Source organism: Burkholderia sp. BCC1977 (genome assembly GCF_905339595.1).
Lineage (GTDB): Bacteria > Pseudomonadota > Gammaproteobacteria > Burkholderiales > Burkholderiaceae > Burkholderia.
In genome coordinates this window covers 23,115-41,347 of record NZ_CAJPGQ010000042.1, presented here as the reverse complement: position 1 = coordinate 41,347, position 18,233 = coordinate 23,115, and the positions used below count along the sequence as shown (strand labels likewise).

Genomic DNA, 18,233 nt, shown 5'->3' with positions numbered 1-18,233 from the left:
GCGCGGCATCCGCCGCGGCGCAACGCGTACAACGCGCACAACGCCGCCCCAATTTCACGGAGAACAGCATGAATGTAACCATCACCCCGGACGTCACCGTCGGCAACGACCTGCCGTTCGTCCTCTTCGGCGGTCTCAACGTGCTCGAGAGTCTCGACTTCACGCTCGAGGTCTGCGGCACGTTCGTCGAGGTCACGCGCCGTCTCGGCATACCGCTGGTGTTCAAGGCGTCGTTCGACAAGGCGAACCGCTCGTCGATTCACTCGTATCGCGGCGTGGGAGTCGACGAGGGGCTCCGCATCTTCGACGAAGTCAAGCGCCGGTTCGGCGTGCCCGTGATCACCGACGTGCATGAAGTGTGGCAGGCCGAGCCGGTCTCGCAGGTCGTCGACGTGCTGCAGGTGCCGGCGTTCCTCGCACGCCAGACCGACCTCGTGGTCGCGATCGCGCAGACCGGCAACGCGGTCAACATCAAGAAGCCGCAGTTCATGAGCCCGACGCAGATCGAGCACGTCGTGTCGAAGTGCCGCGAGGCCGGCAACGATCGCGTGATCCTGTGCGAGCGCGGCGCGTCGTTCGGCTATGACAATCTCGTCGTCGACATGCTGGGTTTTCGCCAGATGCGCGACGCGACGGGCGATTGCCCGGTGATCTTCGACGTCACGCACAGCCTGCAGATGCGCGATCCGCACGGCGCGGCGTCGGGCGGCCGGCGGCGGCAGGTGCTCGACCTTGCCCGTGCCGGGATGGCGGTCGGGCTGGCCGGGCTGTTCCTCGAAGCGCATCCCGATCCCGACCGCGCGCGCTGCGACGGCCCGAGCGCGTTGCCGCTGGCGTTGCTCGATCCGTTCCTGCAGCAGGTGAAGGCGGTGGACGACCTGGTCAAGCGGCTGCCGCCGCTCGATATCCGGTGAGCGGCGCGACCTATCGCGGGCCCGTGCGCCTGGTGCTGTTCGACGTCGACGGCGTGCTGACCGACGGCCTGCTGCACGTGACGGCGGACGGCGAGTTCATGAAGAGCTTCCACGCGCACGACGGCGTGGCGGTCGCGCTGCTGCGCGCGCACGGGATCCGCACCGGCATCCTGTCGGGCAAGCACAGCGGCGCGCTGGCGTGGCGGGCGGCGCAGCTCGGCGTCGACGTGCTCGTGACCGGCTGCGACGACAAGGCCGCCGGCTATGCGGACATCAAGGCGCAACAGCGGCTCGACGATCACGAGATCGCGTATGTCGGCGACGACGTGAACGATCTCGCGGTCGTCGCACGCGTCGGCGTGTCGTATGCGCCGGCCGATGCGCATCAGCTCGTCCGCGCGCGCGTCGACCATGTCGCGTGCACGGCCGGCGGCCGCGGCGTCGCGCGCGAGGTGGCCGAGCATCTGCTGATCGATGCCGGATTGTCACTCGACGATGCGTACCGGCCGTTGCTCGAACAATGGAGCGGTCATGACGTCGTTCAATAACACGCGGACGGTGCGCGTCGTGATTCCGGCGCGGTACGGGTCGACGCGGCTGCCGGGCAAGCCGCTCGTCGATCTGGACGGCGAACCGATGATCGTGCGCGTGCATGCACGCGTGCGCCGCGCGCTGCCCGGCACCGACATCGTCGTCGCGATCGACGACGCGCGCATCGCCGATGTGCTCGACGCGCGCGGCATCCGCTTCGCGATGACCGATACCGGTCATGCGTCCGGCACCGACCGTGCGGCGGAAGTCGCGCGTGCGTTCGGCTGGCCCGACACCGATGCGGTGCTCAACGTGCAGGGCGACGAACCGCTCGTGCCGACGGCGCTGCTGCAGGCCTTCGCCGGCTTCTGCGGCGCGGCGTCGGACCTCGGCGTCGCGACGGTGGCCTGTCCGATCGGGGAAGTGGGGCTGCTCGACGAGCCGGCGATCGTCAAGCTCGCGGTCGACCGGCGTGGCCGCGCGTTGTATTTCTCGCGCGCGGCGATCCCGTTCTGCCGCGACGGCCGGCCGGCGGACCCGGTCGATTCGAATGGTTCGAATGGTTCGAATGGTGTGGCCCAACGCATGTTCCTGCGTCACATCGGCCTCTACGGCTACGCGAACGCGACCTTGCAGGCGCTGGCGAGCGCGGCGCCGTGCGAGCTGGAGCAGCTGGAAAAGCTCGAACAGTTGCGCGCGCTCTGGCTCGGCATGCCGATCGACGTGATGCGCTGGCCCGATGCGCCGCCCGCCGGCATCGATACGCCCGACGACGTCGCCCGCGTCGTCTCCCTTCTCAAACGGCAATCCCATGATGCGACAGAACCATATTGAATCCGCCCGGCAGGTCTTCGAGATCGAGTCGCGGGCATTGGCCGGCGTGGCCGCGCGGCTCGACGCGAATTTCGAGGAAGCGGTCGAGATCGTCCTCGCATCGAGCGGCCGCGTCGTCGTGTGCGGCATGGGCAAGTCCGGCATCGTCGGCAGGAAGATCGCCGCGACGCTGTCGAGCACCGGCACGCCCGCGTTCTTCATGCATCCGGGCGAGGCCTATCACGGCGATCTCGGCATGGTGACGCCGGACGACACGTTTCTCGCGATTTCGAATTCCGGCGAAACGGACGAGGTGATCAAGCTGATTCCGTTCCTGCGCAGCAACGGCAACGACCTGATCGCGCTGACCGGCAATCGTGCGTCGACGCTCGCGAGCGCCGCGCGGGTCCACCTCGACATCGGCGTCGAGCGCGAGGCGTGCCCGCTGCAGCTCGCGCCGACCGCGTCGACGACGGCGACGCTCGCGATGGGCGATGCGCTGGCGGTCACGCTGATGCGGGCGCGCGGCTTCCAGCCGGAACACTTCGCGCGCTTCCACCCGGGCGGCTCGCTCGGCCGCCGGCTGCTGTCCACGGTCGACGACGAAATGGCGCGCGGGAACCTGCCGTTCGTGACGGAGGCCACGTCGACACTCGACGTGCTGGACGCGATGACGCGCGGCCGGCTCGGGCTCGCGATCGTGAAGCGCAACGCGGGCTGGGGCATCGTGACCGACGGCGACATCCGCCGCGCGATCGAGCGGCATGGCGACGGCGTGTTGCGGCGGACGGCGGCCGACATGATGTCGATCGAGCCGTCGACGGTGCGGCCCGGCACGCGCGTCGAGGATGCGTTGCTGCTGATGCAGCAGCAGCGGATCGGCGCGTTGCTGGTGGTCGACGGCGGCGACGTCGTCGGCGTGTTCAAGAAATAAGGGGGCGGCGTCTCTCGCCGCGTCGCTCGACGGGCGAGAGGCACACCGCCACCGGCGCGGGCTATTGCAGGCTTCGCGTCAGCGCATTGGACGCGGCGTCCTGGCGGAACCGGCGCACGCGCAGGAACGTGACGAAATTCGAGTCGTGCTGGCTTGCGGCGCCGCCTTCCGGGTCGTCGAACGCGACGCGCAGCACTGCGACGAGGTCGCTGCCGTCGAACTGCCAGTCGACGTACTGGAAGCCGTGCCGTTTCGTGTCGGCGTGTTGCAACAGCACGCGCCGCGCGGTCCACTGCCGAAGATCGGGCGACGACAGCAGCACCAGCGTGTTGCGGACGCGTTCGAGGTTCATCCGCCCGACGCTTTTCGGCACGGCGTTCGTGATCGTCCAGTATTGCTTCGACTGCGGGTCGAAGCGAATCGTGAACTTCTTGCCGGCACCCGGCAGATCGACGAAATCGCGCGCGGGATCGAACGAAAGCGTGCGGCCATCGTCGCTCGTCGCCACCAGCGCGGCCTTCTCCGGACCGTTCCCGGTGTTCACGCGCAGCATGACGACCGGCGCGGCGCCTTGCCGGCCGACCACATTGCCTTCTTCCCACGACTGGAACTTGCCGTCGAGCCAGCGCTTGTCGGACGGAAGGTGCGTGGACACACGCCAGTTGCGCGCGTCGAGCAGGTCGCGATCGACCGGCGCGGACATCACCAGTGCGCGCAGGTCGCCGTCCTCGACGCTTTCATAAGCACGCCAAACGCGTCCGCGATCGATCAGGACCGGAACCGGCCCGGTGATGAAGCGCCCCGGATACGGCAGCAGCCCGGTGGATGCGTCGACCGGCGTGGTCCACGACGCGCCGCCGTCATCGGATCGGCGAATCGACGGCGTGCCCATCGAGCGGTTGGTGCCCATCAGGTACAGCGCGCCGTTCAGCACGAACAGCGACGACCAGTACTGGTCCGGCACGTCGCCGAGCCTGGACCAGGTCGCGCCCTTGTCGTGCGACGCGAACACGGACACCTGGTTCTGGGCCGACGCAGCGCCGAACGTGTCGAGGCTCGCTACATAGTCGCCGTTCGGCAACACCGCCAGCGAAGGCGAGCCGAGATACACGCGTGTGGCGGCCCGGCTGTGTGCGATCACCTCGCCGGGCGGCGCGGGGACGGCTTCCGCGTGTGCTGCCGTCGCCGCGCAGCCCATGCACAGCACCGCGATGAGCGATCGTTTCATCGCGCGTAACGTCGGCGTATGTCGGAGTGATGTCATGTCAGGTGCGCGAGCGGCTTGCCGCCGGACGCGTTCGGGATGGGACGGGCGATCGCGCGCCGGTGCGGCGCGTCCTGGTCGGCCAGCACGACGAACAGCAGGATGGTGAGCCAGAGCATGCCATAGAGCACGTGGTACTTGAACAGCAGGATCGGCAGCAGATAGAGCAGATACTTGCGCCGGCCCTTGCGGCGGAACAGCATGGCGAGCGTACCGAAGAACACGACGAAGCCGGCGACGCCCGCCGCGAACACGAGGTAGATGTAGAACGAGCTGTCCCGCACCTGATAGCCGCGCAGGTGCGTTTTCCCGACGTTGTTGCGTTCGTCCCAGAACAGGCCGCCGCCGAACACGCCTGCGACCACGTCGCGCTCGGACAGCTCGGTCAGCACGAGCGTGCGGCTGCCGACCGCATCGTAGTCGACCGACTGGTTCACCCGCTGGTCGTACACGCTATAGAGCCAGGGCACGCAGGCGAGCGCGACGACGACGACCGCGATCCGGGTCCGCAGCCGGCCGCGCCCGGTGAGCACGTGCAGCCCGCACAGTGCGGCGCAGACGGCCATCGACGCGATGGAGAAGCTGAGCAGCGCGGTGGCGAATCCGACGACGGGCGCGAGCGTGATGCGTCGCTGCGACAGCAGCAGGACCACCGCGCTCGGGACGACCGTCATCGCATAGAACGACGGTTCGGAATACAGGCCCAGCGCGCGGATCGAGATCAGGCTGTCGGTCAGCGCCTTGGTTGCGTAGAGCGCTTCGGAGTCGGCTTCGCGCACATAGCTGTCGAAGTCGATGAAGGTACCGGTGCCGAGGTAATAGACGAGCTGGAACGTGAAGAACGCGGCGTGGACGTAGATGAGCGTCTTGCACGCGGTATCGAGCGATTCCCGCGTGAGCACGCCGCCGGCGAACATCCAGTAGCTCAGCGCGACATACGTCTGGATCAGCACGAACTTGATGAAGAAGTTCACGTAGAAATCGCCGAACGCGGACAGGATGAACGCGAGGCAGGTGCTGATCAGCCAGTACGTGCAAACCGGAAACAGGTGCCGCTGTCGGTTCATCAGCGTCGGCGCGCGCAGAAAGGCGAGCGCGCAGAGCAGGAAATACGCGGCGAAGGTTGCCCGCACGCTGAACGCGTTGAGCGAGAAGAACAGTACGCTGGCTGAAAAGAGGAAGGTCGACATGCGTGCGCCCGATCGGAGACTCCGGATTCGCTGCGTGCCGGCCGTTCCGGCACTGCGCGGCGAGATGCCGTGCGACGCGGGGCAAGATGCCTGTCGGGCAGGGCTGGCTTGCGCGCCGGTTCGCACGCGGAACACGCGTCCGTCGTTCGGACGAAGCGATTCCGGCGATCAAGCATAGAGGGTTGGATGGCCGGGCGAATCCTGTTGTCCGATTCGTGCGGCATTCTGTCTTTTTCCGGCGGGGTCTGCGGGGCAGGTCATGCATCGTGCGGCCCGCCAGGCTCGGCCGCACGACACCGTACCGTGTCGCAACGTCCGACCGTGCGCGCCCGCGCTCGTCACGGCTGCAGCGCGAACCGCCCGCACAGAAACGGCGAATACATCTCGATCGCCGCCTGAATCGGCGCATGACGGCCATACGCGACCGCCGACACGGCCAGCAGCGAGCCGGCGACGAGCGCGCGATACCGTGCGTCGACGCGCGGCGCGCCATGCCGCCACACGAACGCCAGCGCGACCGCCGAGCCGACGAGCCAGCCGGCGACGACTTCCGACGGCGTGTGCGCGTCGTCGAACACGCGTGCGACGCCGATCAGCGCGCCGATCCCGAGCCCGAGCCCGAGCGACAACGACAGCGACAGCGACGTGCTCGCCCGCGGCTGCACGCCGCCGCCCAGCGCCAGCACGCACGTCATCGGCCAGACCGCCGACGCCAGCATCGTGTGGCCGCTGATCACGCGGAAATCGATCGCGCGGATCTGGATCCCGCAGCCCGCGTACAGCAGCTTGGTGGCGCCGACCAGCGCCATGCCGGCCGCGAGCATCAGCGCCCACGACGCCGCGTGATGCCGCCCGGCCGTCGAGCGCGTGAGCCACGCGATGCACGCGACGGCAAGCGGCAACGTCATCGCCGCGTCGCCGAGATCGCTGACGGCCGTCCACACCACCGGGTTCGTGACGGCCACCCGGTCAGGCGGCCAGCAGCGCCGACATGCGCGTGGCCAGATAGCTTTCGAAATCCGCGGCCACTTCCGGATGCCGCAGCGCGAACTCGACCGTCGCCTTCAGATAGCCGAGCTTGCTGCCGCAATCGAAGCGCGTGCCGTCGTAGCGATGGGCGAGCACCTGCTCGTCCGACAGCAACGACTGGATCGCGTCCGTCAGCTGCAGTTCGCCGCCGGCACCGGGCCGCAGCGCGCGCAGATGCTCGAACACCTTCGGCTTCAGCACGTAACGGCCCACCACGCCGAAATTCGACGGCGCCTTCGCCGGCTCCGGTTTCTCGACGATCCCGGACAGCTTGAACAGGTTGTCCTCCCAGCGCTTGCCGTCGATCACGCCGTACGACTTCGATGCCTCGGGCGCGATTTCCTCCACGCCGATCACCGACGCGTGATAGTGGTCGAACACGTCGATCATCTGGCGCAGCACGGGCGTCGGGCCATCGAGCAGGTCGTCGGCGAGGATCACCGCGAACGGCTGGTCGCCGACCAGCTTCTCCGCGCACAGCACCGCATGGCCGAGCCCCAGTGCTTCGGCCTGGCGCACGTAGAAGCAGTCGACGTGGCTCGGCTTGATGCTGCGTACCAGCGACAGCAGCTTTTCCTTGCCGCGCGCCTCGAGTTCGGCCTCGATCTCGTAGGACTTGTCGAAGTGGTCCTCGATCGCGCGCTTGCTGCGGCCGGTCACGAAAATCATTTCGGTGATGCCCGCGGCGATCGCTTCCTCGACCGCATATTGAATCAGCGGCTTGTCCACGACCGGCAGCATTTCTTTCGGGCTGGCTTTGGTCGCGGGCAGAAATCGCGTGCCGAGACCGGCGACCGGAAATACGGCTTTCGTCACTTTCAACATGATTGTCGGATTCCATCCGTTCAGGATCAGGCATCAACGATGCCGGGAAAAGGCGGCGATGCATGCATGAAATCATCGTTCGCCGGTGCCGTATCGCTCGCGCAATTGGCGTCGCACGCCGTTCGGAAATCGTAAGGGTGTTCCGGTTTCAGATGGTGACCGAATCTAGGCAGAATCCGACAGCGACGAATTGTGAAGAATGGCGAATCGCGAATTGCACGCGCCGATTTCATGAATGTCGGATGCCGTCTAGGAATTGGCGGCATGACGTCGATCGCATGACTTAGATTCAGGCATTCATTACAGGACGGCCGGGCACGGTGCCGCGCGCGGCGCGCACGGGCCGCCGTCGGCTCAGGAGCAGTCATGACCGGACAGGGCGATATTTTCGACGCGATCGCGGAATTCAACCGTGCCTATCTCGTGCTCGCGCAGCGCATGTTGCGTATCGACTATGAACAGGCCCGGCGGCAATTGGGCATTTCGGATGAAATTGCCGCGTCGATTGACGCGTTGACGCCGGATCAGATCGATGAACTGGCGGTCAGCGGCGAATTGGTGTGTGAATTTCGCGCCGAAAACGCGCCGGGCCGCGCGTGATTCGCTGGCCGGTTTTCCCGAATGGACGTTCGACTCACGGCCTTCAAGCGGATTGCATCGTGGCAATCCCGCGCCCATTCGGTCTTTTATCACGCCATGAAAATGTGGAGGAATCGCATGTCCGGTTATCGCGAATTGAAGGCGCAAGCCGATGAATTGATGAAGCGCGTCGAGGAAGCCCGACTCGCCGAACTCGAGGCCGTCATTCAGGAGATTCGCACCCGGGTCGCCGAATACGGCCTGACCGCCGGCCAGATCTTCGGCCGCCACGGCGGCACCGCAAGAACGACGCCGCGCAAGAGCGCATCGGCACCCCGGTATCGCGATCCGAAGACCGGCGCGACGTGGAGCGGCCGCGGTCGCGAGCCGCGCTGGATCAAAGGGGGCCGTCGCGAGCGGTTTCTGATCGAGCGTAATCCGGGTTGAGGTGAGCGGGTAGCGCTGCGGCGGGGCGCGATGAAAGGCGGGCGGCGCCGTTCGCGCGCCTGTCCGGTCGCGCAGGCGGTCGACGCGCCTGCGCCCGGCACCGGCTCATCGACTCGTGCATCGCCCGTCACGACGCGCCGCCTGCTTGAGCAACGCCGCGAACGCGGCTTCGTCCACGCGCAGCCCTCTCGGCGTGCGGCGCATCTCCAGTGCCGCGAGCATCCCGGCCTCGAACGCATCGAGCACCGCCGGATGGATGTCGCAGCGCCGGCACACGGCCGGCGTGTTGCGCAGTAGGTCGGCGAGGCCCGCACCGTTTCGACGATCTGCGTGCGCGCCTGCGCAATGCCCCGATGCGGAATGCGCCGCAGCAACGCCGGCGCCTGAACGCTGCCCGCCCATGTCCGGTGATCCTTCGCGCTGAACGCCGCGCCTGCTGCTTCGCGCCGATAGTCGTTCACGTCGGACGAGCCGATCGAATGACGTGCGCCGTCGTCGTCCACCTACTCTGCGCAACGCGCGTGCGGATACGCCGCCCCCATCCGCGTTGAACCGACGTCGAAACGGTTGGGGCAGACGAAGATGAAAACGCGCGTGACGCTGGTCGAGGCCGCACACGCCCGTTGGACGCGGGCGGGGCGCTAGGTGTTTATACGTATGCCGATACCGATATCGCTTCAATCCAATATTTCATTGGAAGGTTATCGGGCTTGTTCCTAGACTGTTCCGGGGCGCACCAACCGGGCCGGCCGCAAGCGCCGGCCGGCGCCGCCCCGAACCGCGCCCGCGCCGCGCAGAACCACAACAACGCAGCACGGCACCGCGCCAGGCCGGCGCCGCGGCATACAACGACACCATCGGAGACGGACCATGACATTCATCAGGAAGCTGGCGGCCGGCGCGATCGTCGCCGCGGCGACGGTGCTGGCCACCGGCGCGCACGCGCAGCAAAAGCCGATCACGCTCGGGTTCTCGCAGGTCGGCGCGGAAAGCGCGTGGCGCACCGCGAACACCGTGTCGGTGAAGGGCGCGGCGAAGGACGCCGGCATCACCCTGAAATTCTCGGACGCGCAGCAGAAGCAGGAGAACCAGATCCGCGCGATCCGTTCGTTCATCGCGCAGAAGGTCGACGTGATCGCGTTCTCGCCGGTTGTCGAGTCGGGCTGGGAGCCGGTGCTGACCGAAGCGAAGGCGGCCCATATCCCGGTGATCCTGACCGATCGCGGCGTCGACGTGAAGGATCCGTCGCTGTACGTGACGATGATCGGTTCCGACTTCCTCGAGGAAGGGCGGCGCGCCGGCCACTGGATGGAAGAGCACTACCGGAACGACGCGGGCCCGATCAACATCGTCGAGCTGCAGGGCACGGTCGGCTCGGCGCCGGCCAACGATCGCCGCGCGGGCCTGCTCGAAGTGATCAAGAACAATCCGAAGTTCAAGGTGATCGCGTCGCAAAGCGGCGACTTCACGCTCGCGGGCGGCAAGCAGGTGATGGAAGCGTTCGCGAAGACCTACGGCAAGCAGATCAACGTCGTCTACGCGCACAACGACGACATGGCGCTCGGCGCGATCCAGGCGATGGAGGAGGCCGGCATCAAGCCCGGCAAGGACGTGAGCGTCGTGTCGTTCGATGCGACCAAGGGCGGCTTCCAGGCGATGGTCGCCGGCAAGATCAACGTCGACGTCGAATGCAGCCCGCTGCTCGGCCCGCAACTGATGAGCGCGGTGAAGGACGTGGTCGCCGGCAAGCAGCTGCCGAAGCGCATCGTGACGAACGAGACGGTGTTCCCGATGAGCGTCGCGGCGCAGGTGCTGCCGACCCGCAAGTACTGAGCGCCCGCCAACCTGTCGCTTCGCGCCAGGCCACCCAAGGGGACTTCCTTCGGAGCGGAAAACTTGGGGCGGCCCGGCGTGTTCCTGAGCGTCCCGTTGGACGCGGCCGGCGGCGCGGCTGCCGCCGGCCGGCAACTGCTTCGAATCGAGGGCGAACCATGACGAATCCGCCGGTGGTCGAGATGATCGGCATCGACAAGGCGTTTCCGGGTGTCCACGCGCTGCAGCGCGTGGACTTCCGGCTGTTTCCGGGCGAGATCCATGCGCTGATGGGCCAGAACGGCGCGGGCAAGTCGACGCTGATCAACGTGCTGACCGGCGTGCATGCGCACGACGCGGGCGAGATTCGCGTCGGCGGCGCGCCGGTGCGCTTCGCCGCGCCGCGCGAGGCCGAGGCGGCCGGGATCCAGACGCTGTACCAGGAAGTGAACCTGTGCGCGAACCTGTCGGTCGCCGAGAACATCTTCGCCGGCCGGCAGCCGATGCGGCGCGGCGCGATCGACTGGAAAACGATCCATGCGCGTGCGCGCGACGCGCTCGCCGAGCTGGATCTGTCGCTCGACGTCACGCGCTCGCTCGACGCGTATCCGATCGCCGTGCAGCAGATGGTCGCGATCGCGCGGGCCGTGTCGGTCGACGCGCGCGTGCTGATCCTCGACGAACCGACGTCGAGCCTCGACGACGGCGAGATCGCGCGGCTCTTCGACGTGCTGCGCCGACTGAAGGCGTCGGGCATCGCGATCCTGTTCGTCACGCACTTTCTCGAACAGACCTATGCGGTGTCCGACCGGATCACCGTGATGCGCAACGGCGAGCGCGAGGGCGAGTATCTCGCGCGCGATCTCCCGGTCGATAGGCTGGTTGCGAAGATGACCGGCCGCGAACCGATGGCCGGCACGCTGCAGGCGGGCGCGGCGGCCGCGCAGCGCGATGCCGATGCTGCCGCGCCGTTCCTGTCGATGCGCCAGGTCGGCCGGCGCGGGATGATGAGCCCGCTCGACCTCGACGTGCGGCCCGGCGAAATCGTCGGGCTGGCCGGGCTGCTCGGCTCGGGGCGCACGGAAACCGCGCGGCTCGCGTTCGCGGCCGAGCGCACCGACACCGGCGCGATCGAGATCGACGGTGCGCGCAAGCGGCTCGCGTCGCCGCACGATGCGGTCCGCAGCGGGATCGCATATTGCCCGGAGGATCGCAAGAAGGAGGGGATCGTCGCCGCGCTGTCGATCCGCGAGAACATCGTCCTCGCGCTGCAGGCGCGGCGCGGCTGGTGGCGGCTGATCGGCCGTGCGCGCCAGCGCGAGCTGGCCGACACGTACATCGCGCGGCTCGGCATCAAGGCGCGCGACGCGGAGCAGCCGATCGGGCTGCTGTCGGGCGGCAACCAGCAGAAGGTGCTGCTCGCGCGCTGGCTCGCGACGGAGCCGAAGCTGCTGATTCTCGACGAGCCGACCCGCGGGATCGACGTCGCCGCGAAATTCGACATCATGGAGCGCGTGCTCGCGCTGTGCGCGCAGGGGCTCGCGATCCTGTTCATCTCGTCGGAGATCAGCGAAGTGGTGCGCGTGAGCCACCGGATCGCGGTGCTGCGCGACCGTCGCAAGGTCGCCGAACTGACCGGTGCCGACGCGTCGGAGGAGCAGGTGTATCAACTGATCGCGGGAGGCCGGTCATGATGCGGCTCCGTGCGTTGCTTCGTCATCCGCTCGTGTGGCCGGTGCTGACGCTCGCGCTGCTGTTTGCGCTCGACGTCGCGCATCGGCCGGGCTTCCTGTCGATCTCGCTGCTCGACGGCCATCTGTTCGGCGCGCCGGTCGACATCCTGAACCGCGCGGCGCCGCTCGTGATCGTGTCGCTCGGGATGACGCTCGTGATCGCGACGCGCGGGATCGACATCTCGGTCGGCGCGATCGTCGCGATCGCCGGCGCGGCCGCGGCGATCGTGCTCGACGGCGATCCGACGCGGGTCGGCACGGCGCTCGCCGCCGCGCTCGGCGTGGGGTTGCTCGCCGGCGCGTGGAACGGCGTGCTCGTCGCGTTCGTCGGGATGCAGCCGATCATCGCGACGCTGATCCTGATGGTCGCCGGACGCGGCATCGCGCAGTTGCTGACCGGCGGGCAGATCATCCCGATCGGCGCGCCCGGCTACCTGGCACTCGGCGGCGGCTATCTCGCGGCTGTGCCGTGCTCGGTCTGGATCGCGACCGCGACGATCGCGACGACCGCGCTGCTGGTGAATCGCACGGCGCTCGGGCTGTTCATCCGCGCGATCGGCGTGAACCCGGTCGCGACGCGGCTCGTGGGCTTGCGCGCGGGGGCGGTCGTGTTCGGTGTGTATCTGTTTTCCGGCGTGATGTCGGCGCTCGCCGGCATCCTCGCCAGCTCGAACGTGCGCAGCGCCGACGGCAACAACGCGGGGCTGCTGCTCGAGCTCGACGCGATCCTCGCGGTGACGCTCGGCGGCACGTCGCTGCTCGGCGGCCGCTTCAGCCTCGCCGGCTCGGTGCTCGGCGCGCTGATCATCCAGACGCTCACCTACACGACCTATTCGATCGGCGTGCCGCCGGAGGCGACGCTCGTCGTGAAGGCGATCGTCGTGATCGTCGTGACGCTGATCCAGTCGGACGCGGCGCGCGCGCGGGTCGTCCGGCACGCGTCGCGGCTGCTGTCTTCCGCGCGTTCGCGCACCACCACCGGAGCGACGCCGCGATGAACCGATTCCTCGCACGGCTCGCCGACCCGCGCACGCTGCCGATCGTCGTGACGATCGTGCTGTTCGCCGCGCTGTTCGGCTTTGGATCCGTGATGTACACGGGCTTCTTCTCGATGCAGGTGCTGACCGGGCTGCTCGTCGACAACGCATTCCTGCTGATCGTCGCGATCGGGATGACGTTCGTGATCGTGTCGGGCGGCATCGACCTGTCGGTCGGCTCGGTCGTTGCGCTGACAACCATCTTCTGCGCGGTCGGCGCCGAGCGGCTGCACTGGCCCGTCTGGGCGATCGTGCCGCTCGTGCTCGTGTTCGGCGCGCTGTACGGGGCGGCGATGGGCGCGCTGATCCACCTCTTCCGGCTGCAGCCGTTCATCGTCACGCTGGCCGGGATGTTTCTCGCACGCGGCGCGTGCTTCCTGATCACGACGCAGTCGATCACGATCAACGAGCGGACGTTCCATGCGCTCGCGGGCATCAGCGTGCCGGTCGGCGGCGGGATGCTGAGCGCGGGCGCGCTGATCGCGCTCGCGGCGCTGGCCGCGGCGATCTACGTCGCGCATTTCACGCGCTTCGGCCGCAACGTGTATGCGATCGGCGGCAACGAACGCTCGGCGCTGCTGATGGGGCTGCCGGTCGCGCGCACGAAGGTCGGCGTGTATGCGCTCAGCGGGTTCTGTTCGGCGCTCGGCGGCGTGGTGTTCACGCTGTACGTGCTGTCCGGCTACGGGCTGCAGGCACAGGGGATGGAACTCGACGCGATCGCCGCGACCGTGATCGGCGGCACGCTGCTCACGGGCGGGGTGGGGTACGTGATCGGCTCGGTGTTCGGCGTCGGCATCCTCGGCACGATCCAGGTGCTGATTACGTTCGACGGCACGCTGAGCTCGTGGTGGACCCGGATCGTGATCGGCGCGCTGCTGTGCGTGTTCTGCCTGCTGCAGCGGGTCATCGAGCGGCACGCGGCGCGGCGGCGTAGCGGCGGCGCCGGGCTCGATCCGAAACGGCGGAAGCGCGAGGCCGCGCAGGCGGCGCCTTCCGCACCGGGCGACGATGCGGCGCGGGTGTCGGCGATGCGGAGGCTGTTGCGTTTTCAGCGTTCGGCGTGATGCCGGCACGCTTTTGGCGGCTTTCAAAGACGGGCATCGTTTGCTTCATCGCCATCGCTGCCGAACAGCCGCGCGCCGGCGCGACAGCCCGTCGTGTTTGACCGGCCCGCGAATGCGCGTTGCACGGCAGCCGCGCGCCCGTTGCAATCACGCCGGCCCGGCGGCCAGGTCTGGTTCCGCATCGAACGACGCATCCGCGATGCCCGTCCGTTTCAGCGACTCGGCGAGTCGCTCGATCGCCTGCAGATCCAGCGCGTCGAGACGCTCGCGCATGGCGTGGACGAATGCGGCATGCCGTGGCGTGTGCGCATGCTGCCCGAGCCATTCCTCGATATCGGTGAGGCGGCCTTCGCTCGCGAGCACGGCCAGCTCGTCGAGGGCCGCGGCGGGCGGGCAACGCATCGCGTGCACGGCGCTCACGGGTTCGGCGCGTTCGACCGGATCGACCGGCCGCGCGAGCGCTGCCGCCGGGATCATCGCGCGGCCGATCGCCGGCGCGACGATCTGGAACGTGAACGACGTGCCGACGCCCGGCTGGCTCGACACGGCCAGCTCGCCTTGCATCGCGCGGACGATCCGCTGCGCGATGAACAGGCCGAGCCCGGTTCCGCCGTTTACGGCCTGCACCTGCTGGTACGCGCGGAAGATGTCGGTCGTCTTGCCGATATCGATGCCGATTCCCGTATCGGCGACTTCGAACACGATCCGCCATGCGTCGCCTTGCGGATACGCGCCGACCGATAACGTGACCGTGCCGTCGCGCGTGAACTTCGACGCGTTCGACAGCAGGTTGAGCAGCACCTGCTGCAGCCGGATGCCGTCGATCGACAGCCTGCGCGGCAACGGCGTCAGGGGCCGGTAGTCGAACCGGTTGTCCTGCTGCGAACACAGCGCGACCGCATAGTCGCCGATGTCGTTCAGCAGGCCGGGCAGGTCGGTCGCGTCCGGCGAGATGCCGAGCGGCTGCAGTTCGGCCCTCGTGTACTGGAGCAATTCGTCGATCAGCGCGAGCTGGTAGCGGATGCTGCGGTCGATCGAGCGGATCAGCCGCGCCTGGCCGCGCGTCGCGCCTTGCAGCAGCAGCTTCGCGTAGCCGTTGATCGTCGACAGCGGCGCGCGCAGGTCGTGGCTCACATAGCCGAGCGTCTCGATCTTCTGCTGCATGTGCGCGTTGACCTGGTGCAGCGCGTCGTTGAGCGCGACCGTGCGTTTCGCGACCTCGTCGCGCAGGCGATCCTGTTCGGTGAGCTGCCAGTGCGCGAGGCGCTTGCGCGCTTCGGTGCGCTGACGGCCGACGTGGTTGATCCACGCGGCCAGCACCAGCAGGTGCGTGGCGAGGCCGATGATCGCGATGACCGGGTTCGGGTAGATGTCGGATTTGAGCCAGATCAGCCAGGGCGGGAGCGCATCCTTGCCGTCGAGAATGCGGATCAGCATGTTGAAGCTCGCGAACGCGATCGCGATCAGCATCACGCGGCCCGTCGGCGTCCGGCGGATCGCGAGCGTCAGTGCGATGCTGATGTTGACGATCGCCAGCACGGCGTTCAGCCGCAGGCAGAACCATGTAAACGTCAGCAGGTCGCCGAATGCCCCTCCGACCATGCCCGCGCATTCGAGGCCCAGTATCGCCACGTAGACCGTACGCAGCGGCAGCCGGGCCTTTTCGCGGTGCGCGACCGTGAGGATGAACACGATGAACAGCGCGATCGAGAGGTACGCGCAGATCAGCTCGCCGCGCGCGGACCATTCCCGCGCGCCCGGCCACGGGATCAGCGTCGTATAGCCGCGATACGCGGCCTCGAACAGCATCGTGAACAGCGCGATGCCGGCCAGCATGTGAAATACGCGGCTGCGCGAGAAGAAGCCGATCAGCAAGGCGCACCACACGAGCGCCAGCAGCCCGCCGAGAAACCCGAAGTCCCACATGGCGGCGCGCATTTCCTCGGCGTCCCATGCGTCGCGCGTGAAGGCGGCGGGCGCGAGCCGCATTTCCTTGCGGGACGTGACGCGGATCAGGACGGGCACCTGCTCGCCCGGACGGAGCATCACGTCGAGCAGCGGGTATCGGGAATGCGCGCGGATCATGCCGTCCGTGCTGCCTGCGTCGGGCGGGAAGCGGCCGATGAGCGTCCACGTGCCGCCGCGCTCGGTGTAGAAGTCCGCATGATCGACGCGTGCGTCGCGAATCGCCAGCACCAGCGGACGCTCGACGCTGCCGCGGTTGACCAGCGTCGCGCCGACCCACCACGCCGAGCGGGAAAACGCGATGTTGAACGACGGTTGCGTGGCCGTCGCACCGGGGCGGTGCGGTTCCGCGAGCCGCGCGGCGATCTGGCCGGCGGACATCGTCGTGCCCGGATCCTCGACGATCGACGCCGCTTCGAGCCGCGCGGGATTTTCCGTCGCTTCGACGCGGTGCGTCGCGCAGGCGACCAGCGCCACCACGAGCAGCAGCAGGGCGTGCCAGCCCGATGCGCGGCGCCTAGGCATCGCGCTGGTGTTCATGCGACGGCGGCAGCGCATCGACCGCCGGCCGCTGGCGCCGCCAGTCGGACGGCGTGATGCCGAACCGTTCGCGAAACGCCGTCGCGAAATTGCCCGGCGTCGAGAAGCCGATTTCCTCGGCGATGTCGCCGATTCCCATCGACGTCTCGGCGAGAAAGTGCTTCGCGGCGCGCAGCCGCGTGTCGCGCAGGTATTCGAATACGGTCTGGCCGAGATGGTCGCGGAACACGCGCGACAGCCGCTTTTCGTGCGTGCCGACCTGCCGGGCGAGTTCGTCGAGCGCCGGCGGGTTGCGGAGTTCGCGCAGCAGGATGTCGCTTGCCGCGCGCACCAGCGCGGCGTCGGGGTGGTCGGACAACTCGGGTAGATGTGCGAACGGCTGGCTGCGCCGCGTCCGCTTCAGGTGATTGCGCAGCCGCGCGATCACCTCGACCGGCTCGAACGGTTTCACGATGTAGTCGAGCGCGCCGGTTTCGAGCCCCGCGAGGCGATCCTCGAGATCGCTCGCGGCCGTCAGGATGATGACGGGAATGTTCTGTGTCGACGGCGTCGAGGCCAGCAGCCGGCATGCGGCGAAACCGTCCATGCGCGGCATCCTGACATCCATCAGGATCAGGTCGGGTGCGATTGCCTGCGCGCGGTGATAGGCCTGCAGGCCGTCGAACGCGACGCTGATCCGGCACCGCGCGGCACGCAGGATCTCCGTCAGGAGCCGCAGGTCGTTCGGTCGGTCGTCTACGACAAGGATGTGTGCGCCAACGAGATCCGGCGTGGCGCGGAGCGACGCCGAACTGGACGAGCGGGATGCCATGGTTGCGAACGCGTAGGGAGGGTAGGCCGGGTCGGAATCGATGCATCTATGTGCACGATTGTTGCGAAAAATTATATGTCGACAACAGGGCGGATGGTGAGGATTCCGTGCGGTCCGTGTGGGCATGTTTGACACGGCGGCGTGGGTGCATGACCGCGCCGAGCGGCTCGAGGAAACAGGGGGCGGAAAAACTTTCTTGATTGCCGATTGAATGTCGGTCTTTATTGCCGTTTAATTCATTATCAAGACGACGCGCCAGGAATGATGAATTCGAACGAATGGTGTCGTGCCGGCGATCGGATCCGGTGCGGTTGGATTCCATCAATTCAATGTCTCCGTGACTAAAATTTTATCGATGACCGGTTAAATTTGCTTTCGCATTTAATTCCTTTTCCATGCGGGCATGTATGAATGTAAATGTCGTCCGCTCTGGAAAAGAATTTGTCCGCCCGGGAAAAGGTTCGATCTGGAGAACCCCGGCACACTAGGCCCAACGCGGCTCGAATCGGTTCCGGAACAGGAACGGAAACCACGTGAAAGTTTTTGTCGCCCGCGCCCTGGTGGGGGCGCAATATTCAATGTGACATTGAGTGCTGGCAATCTCATATTCCGGGATTGCAGCGGCGCGACGGAGACCGGCACGAGGGTCATGAAAACTTCATCATTCCTGGAATTCATTGATGCAAAAAGGTGCATCGTGGAATTCAGAAGTTGGTGCAAGTTTGACACATGGGACAAAAAT

At 67.4% G+C, this 18,233-nt stretch carries 16 protein-coding genes and 1 pseudogene; 10 read left to right on the top strand and 7 right to left on the bottom strand.

The window, feature by feature from the left end; translation table 11 throughout:
- Nucleotides 1-68 precede the first annotated feature (68 nt).
- From kdsA to U5771_RS27605, 4 genes are read left to right on the top strand one after another with little or no spacing between them, the layout of a single operon-like run.
- The gene (gene kdsA, locus U5771_RS27620; protein WP_322026912.1) at nucleotides 69-914 is read left to right on the top strand and encodes a 3-deoxy-8-phosphooctulonate synthase; all 846 of its coding nucleotides are present in this window, start codon (nucleotides 69-71) and stop codon (nucleotides 912-914) included.
- Nucleotides 911-1,462, top strand: coding sequence for an HAD-IIIA family hydrolase (locus U5771_RS27615; protein WP_322026911.1), 552 nt, complete (start codon nucleotides 911-913; stop codon nucleotides 1,460-1,462). Before kdsA ends, U5771_RS27615 begins: the two co-directional genes overlap by 4 nt.
- Complete coding sequence (gene kdsB, locus U5771_RS27610) at nucleotides 1,446-2,279, top strand: 3-deoxy-manno-octulosonate cytidylyltransferase (protein WP_322026910.1); 834 nt, start codon at nucleotides 1,446-1,448, stop codon at nucleotides 2,277-2,279. The genes U5771_RS27615 and kdsB overlap by 17 nt, the downstream gene beginning before the upstream one ends.
- Nucleotides 2,257-3,192: a KpsF/GutQ family sugar-phosphate isomerase gene (locus tag U5771_RS27605; RefSeq protein ID WP_322026909.1), complete on the top strand. Its 936-nt coding sequence runs from the start codon at nucleotides 2,257-2,259 to the stop codon at nucleotides 3,190-3,192. Before kdsB ends, U5771_RS27605 begins: the two co-directional genes overlap by 23 nt.
- A 61-nt stretch (nucleotides 3,193-3,253) precedes the next feature.
- Here U5771_RS27605 and U5771_RS27600 read toward each other — a convergent pair whose 3' ends face one another.
- From U5771_RS27600 to galU, 4 genes are all read right to left on the bottom strand, one after another.
- Nucleotides 3,254-4,390: a sialidase family protein gene (locus U5771_RS27600; RefSeq protein WP_415859439.1), complete on the bottom strand. Its 1,137-nt coding sequence runs from the start codon at nucleotides 4,388-4,390 to the stop codon at nucleotides 3,254-3,256.
- A 62-nt stretch (nucleotides 4,391-4,452) separates the two neighbouring features.
- Nucleotides 4,453-5,646, bottom strand: a complete 1,194-nt coding sequence (locus U5771_RS27595; RefSeq protein WP_322026907.1) for a hypothetical protein — start codon at nucleotides 5,644-5,646, stop codon at nucleotides 4,453-4,455.
- A 338-nt stretch (nucleotides 5,647-5,984) separates the two neighbouring features.
- Nucleotides 5,985-6,590, bottom strand: a complete 606-nt coding sequence (locus U5771_RS27590) for a phosphatase PAP2 family protein (RefSeq protein ID WP_322026944.1) — start codon at nucleotides 6,588-6,590, stop codon at nucleotides 5,985-5,987.
- A 25-nt stretch (nucleotides 6,591-6,615) separates the two neighbouring features.
- Nucleotides 6,616-7,500, bottom strand: coding sequence for a UTP--glucose-1-phosphate uridylyltransferase GalU (gene galU, locus U5771_RS27585; protein WP_322026906.1), 885 nt, complete (start codon nucleotides 7,498-7,500; stop codon nucleotides 6,616-6,618).
- Nucleotides 7,501-7,866: 366 nt separating this feature from the next.
- Here galU and U5771_RS27580 point away from each other — a divergent pair, with 366 nt between their 5' ends.
- Together U5771_RS27580 and U5771_RS27575 are read left to right on the top strand one after the other, a co-directional pair.
- Entirely contained in the window at nucleotides 7,867-8,100 is a 234-nt protein-coding gene (locus tag U5771_RS27580; RefSeq protein ID WP_322026905.1) for a flagellar transcriptional regulator FlhD, read from the top strand.
- A gap of 117 nt (nucleotides 8,101-8,217) precedes the next feature.
- Complete coding sequence (locus U5771_RS27575) at nucleotides 8,218-8,526, top strand: H-NS histone family protein (protein WP_322026943.1); 309 nt, start codon at nucleotides 8,218-8,220, stop codon at nucleotides 8,524-8,526.
- Between the two features lie 105 nt (nucleotides 8,527-8,631).
- Here U5771_RS27575 and U5771_RS27570 read toward each other — a convergent pair.
- Nucleotides 8,632-9,029 (bottom strand): annotated as a pseudogene (locus tag U5771_RS27570) (DNA topoisomerase IB); the annotation flags it as partial.
- Between the two features lie 367 nt (nucleotides 9,030-9,396).
- Here U5771_RS27570 and U5771_RS27565 point away from each other — a divergent pair.
- From U5771_RS27565 to yjfF, 4 genes are all read left to right on the top strand, one after another.
- Nucleotides 9,397-10,359: an ABC transporter substrate-binding protein gene (locus tag U5771_RS27565; protein ID WP_322026904.1), complete on the top strand. Its 963-nt coding sequence runs from the start codon at nucleotides 9,397-9,399 to the stop codon at nucleotides 10,357-10,359.
- A gap of 158 nt (nucleotides 10,360-10,517) precedes the next feature.
- Nucleotides 10,518-12,032, top strand: a complete 1,515-nt coding sequence (locus U5771_RS27560; RefSeq protein ID WP_322026903.1) for a sugar ABC transporter ATP-binding protein — start codon at nucleotides 10,518-10,520, stop codon at nucleotides 12,030-12,032.
- A complete protein-coding gene (locus U5771_RS27555; protein WP_322026902.1) occupies nucleotides 12,029-13,069 on the top strand; it encodes an ABC transporter permease in 1,041 nt (346 codons plus the stop codon). Before U5771_RS27560 ends, U5771_RS27555 begins: the two co-directional genes overlap by 4 nt.
- The gene (yjfF, locus tag U5771_RS27550; protein ID WP_322026901.1) at nucleotides 13,066-14,175 is read left to right on the top strand and encodes a galactofuranose ABC transporter, permease protein YjfF; all 1,110 of its coding nucleotides are present in this window, start codon (nucleotides 13,066-13,068) and stop codon (nucleotides 14,173-14,175) included. Before U5771_RS27555 ends, yjfF begins: the two co-directional genes overlap by 4 nt.
- Nucleotides 14,176-14,322: 147 nt before the next feature.
- Here yjfF and U5771_RS27545 read toward each other — a convergent pair whose 3' ends face one another.
- Together U5771_RS27545 and U5771_RS27540 are read right to left on the bottom strand one after the other, a co-directional pair.
- Nucleotides 14,323-16,665 (bottom strand): sensor histidine kinase, encoded by a 2,343-nt coding sequence (locus U5771_RS27545; protein ID WP_322026942.1) that lies wholly within the window; start codon nucleotides 16,663-16,665, stop codon nucleotides 14,323-14,325.
- Entirely contained in the window at nucleotides 16,658-17,491 is an 834-nt protein-coding gene (locus U5771_RS27540; protein WP_322026941.1) for a response regulator, read from the bottom strand. Before U5771_RS27540 ends, U5771_RS27545 begins: the two co-directional genes overlap by 8 nt.
- Between the last annotated feature and the right edge of the window lie 742 nt (nucleotides 17,492-18,233).